The following is a 2,002-nucleotide window of genomic DNA, read 5'->3' as shown; positions in this document are numbered from 1 at the left end:
CGCGGCCCGCGGCGCCGAAGCCGGGCGCACCGCGCCCCGCGCCGAAGCCCGCCCCGCGCGGCAAGGCCGGCTGAGGCACGACCCAGGACGACCCTGCACTGGGTCCGCGCCCGCCGGCCCGGACCCGAACACGTCGCCCGCCCACCGGCGGGGGACCGGACACGAGGAGAGACGGCAGCCATGCCGAAGAACAAGACGCACTCGGGCGCCAAGAAGCGCTTCCGCATCACGGGGAGCGGCAAGGTCATGCGCGAGCAGGCCAACCGCCGTCACCTGTTCGAGCACAAGCCCACCAAGCGCACGCGCCGTCTCGCGCAGGACCAGGTGGTCTCGCCCGCAGACGTCAAGTCCATCAAGAAGCTGCTCGGCAAGTGACCGGCGCGGTGGCGGTCCGCCACCGACCGGCTCGTCCCTGAGCCCAGACCTACTGCAAGGAGCATCACGTGGCACGCGTGAAGCGGGCGGTCAACGCCCAGAAGAAGCGCCGTACGACCCTCGAGCGCGCCAGCGGCTACCGCGGCCAGCGCTCGCGCCTCTACCGCAAGGCGAAGGAGCAGGTCACCCACTCCCTCGTCTACTCCTACCGCGACCGCAAGGCGCGCAAGGGCGACTTCCGCAAGCTGTGGATCCAGCGCATCAACGCGGCGTCCCGCGCCCAGGGCCTGACGTACAACCGCCTCATCCAGGGCCTCAAGGCCGCGGGTGTCGAGGTCGACCGTCGTCTGCTCGCGGAGCTCGCGGTCAACGACGTGGCGGCGTTCAACGCGCTCGTCCAGGTCGCGAAGGACGCGCTCCCCGAGGACGTCAACGCGCCGAAGGCCGCGGCCTGAGCAGCCGCACCCACGCCACGGGCAGCTCCTCGTCGAGGGGCCGCAGGGCGTGCGCGAGGCGGTCCGCCACGCGGCGGACCGCGTCCGCGACGTCTACCTCACGCCCGCGGCGGCCGACCGGTACGCCGAGATCGTGGGGGACGCGCGTGCGGCGCGCCTGCACGTCCACGTCGCGACGGCCGAGGTGCTCGCCGCGATGAGCCCCGACGCGCAGGGCGTGCTCGCGGTGCTGCGCTCCGAGAGCGGGAGCCCCGCGGACCGGCTCGCCGCCACGACGGCCACGCTGCCGCGCGAGCGCCCGGCGCTCGTGGCCGTCCTCGCCGCCGTCCGCGACCCCGGGAACGCCGGCACCGTGATCCGGGCCGCCGACGCGACGGGTGCGGACGCCGTCGTCCTCGCGGGCGAGAGCGTGGACGTGCACAACCCGAAGGCCGTGCGCTCCACGGCCGGATCGCTCTTCCACCTGCCCGTCGTCGCGGGCGTCTCGCTCGCCGTGACCGTGGACGCCCTGCGGGGCGCCGGGCTCCAGGTGCTCGCGGCCGACGGCACGGGCGACCACGACCTCGACGACCTGCTCGACGTCGCCGGGACCCCGGCGGCCGCCCCCGGGCCGGACCTCGCCCGGCCGACGGCGTGGGTGTTCGGCAACGAGGCGTGGGGCCTTCCCGCCGAGCACCGCGCGCTCGCCGACGCGGTCGTGCGGGTTCCCATCCGGGGCCGGGCCGAGTCGCTCAACCTCGCGACCGCCGCGACCGTGTGCCTCTACGCGTCGAGCCGCGCGCGCCGCGGGCAGCCCGCGTGAGGCTCTTCGCGGCCCTGTACCCCGACGAGGCCGCGTGCGCGCACCTCGACCTCGCGCTCGCCGCCGTCCGCGCGCACGAGCCCGTCCTGCCCGGTGGTGCGCCGCTCGCGCGCTGGACCCCGCGCGAGTTGTGGCACCTCACCGTGTCGTTCTACGGGGACGTGCCCGACGGTGCGGTCCCCGACCTCACGGTGTCGCTCGCCGACGTGGCGGCGCGCACCGCGCCGCTCGAGCTGTCGCTGCGGGGCGCGGGCGTGTTCGACCGCCGCGTGCTCTGGGTCGGGGTGGGCGGCGACGCCGACGCGCTGCGTGCCCTGAGCGCCGACGCGGCGGGCGCGGCCGAGGAGGTCGGCGAGCACGTCGACCGCCG

General features: G+C 76.0%; 3 protein-coding genes and 1 pseudogene. All 4 read left to right on the top strand.

All coding sequences use genetic code 11. The annotated features are described in order from the left end of the window. Nucleotides 1–180 precede the first annotated feature (180 nt). Nucleotides 181–375, top strand: a complete 195-nt coding sequence (rpmI, locus tag JZ5iCDA_RS17170) for a 50S ribosomal protein L35 (protein WP_069388206.1) — start codon at nt 181–183, stop codon at nt 373–375. Nucleotides 376–443: 68 nt separating this feature from the next. Then, nucleotides 444–830 carry a 50S ribosomal protein L20 gene (rplT, locus tag JZ5iCDA_RS17165; protein ID WP_024840664.1) on the top strand — a complete coding sequence of 129 codons (387 nt, stop codon included), beginning with the start codon at nt 444–446 and terminating at the stop codon, nt 828–830. Nucleotides 831–843: 13 nt separating this feature from the next. Beyond that, nucleotides 844–1,632 (top strand): annotated as a pseudogene (locus JZ5iCDA_RS17160) (TrmH family RNA methyltransferase); the annotation flags it as partial. Beyond that, nucleotides 1,629–2,002, top strand: a 374-nt coding sequence (locus tag JZ5iCDA_RS17155; RefSeq protein WP_171905428.1) for a 2'-5' RNA ligase family protein, incomplete at its 3' end; no start/stop codon positions are given. The pseudogene JZ5iCDA_RS17160 and the gene JZ5iCDA_RS17155, both read left to right, overlap by 4 nt.

Source organism: Cellulosimicrobium cellulans (assembly GCF_001722485.1).
In the GTDB taxonomy this organism is placed as follows: domain Bacteria; phylum Actinomycetota; class Actinomycetes; order Actinomycetales; family Cellulomonadaceae; genus Cellulosimicrobium; species Cellulosimicrobium cellulans_A.
This window is presented reverse-complemented; position numbering and strand designations above follow the sequence as displayed.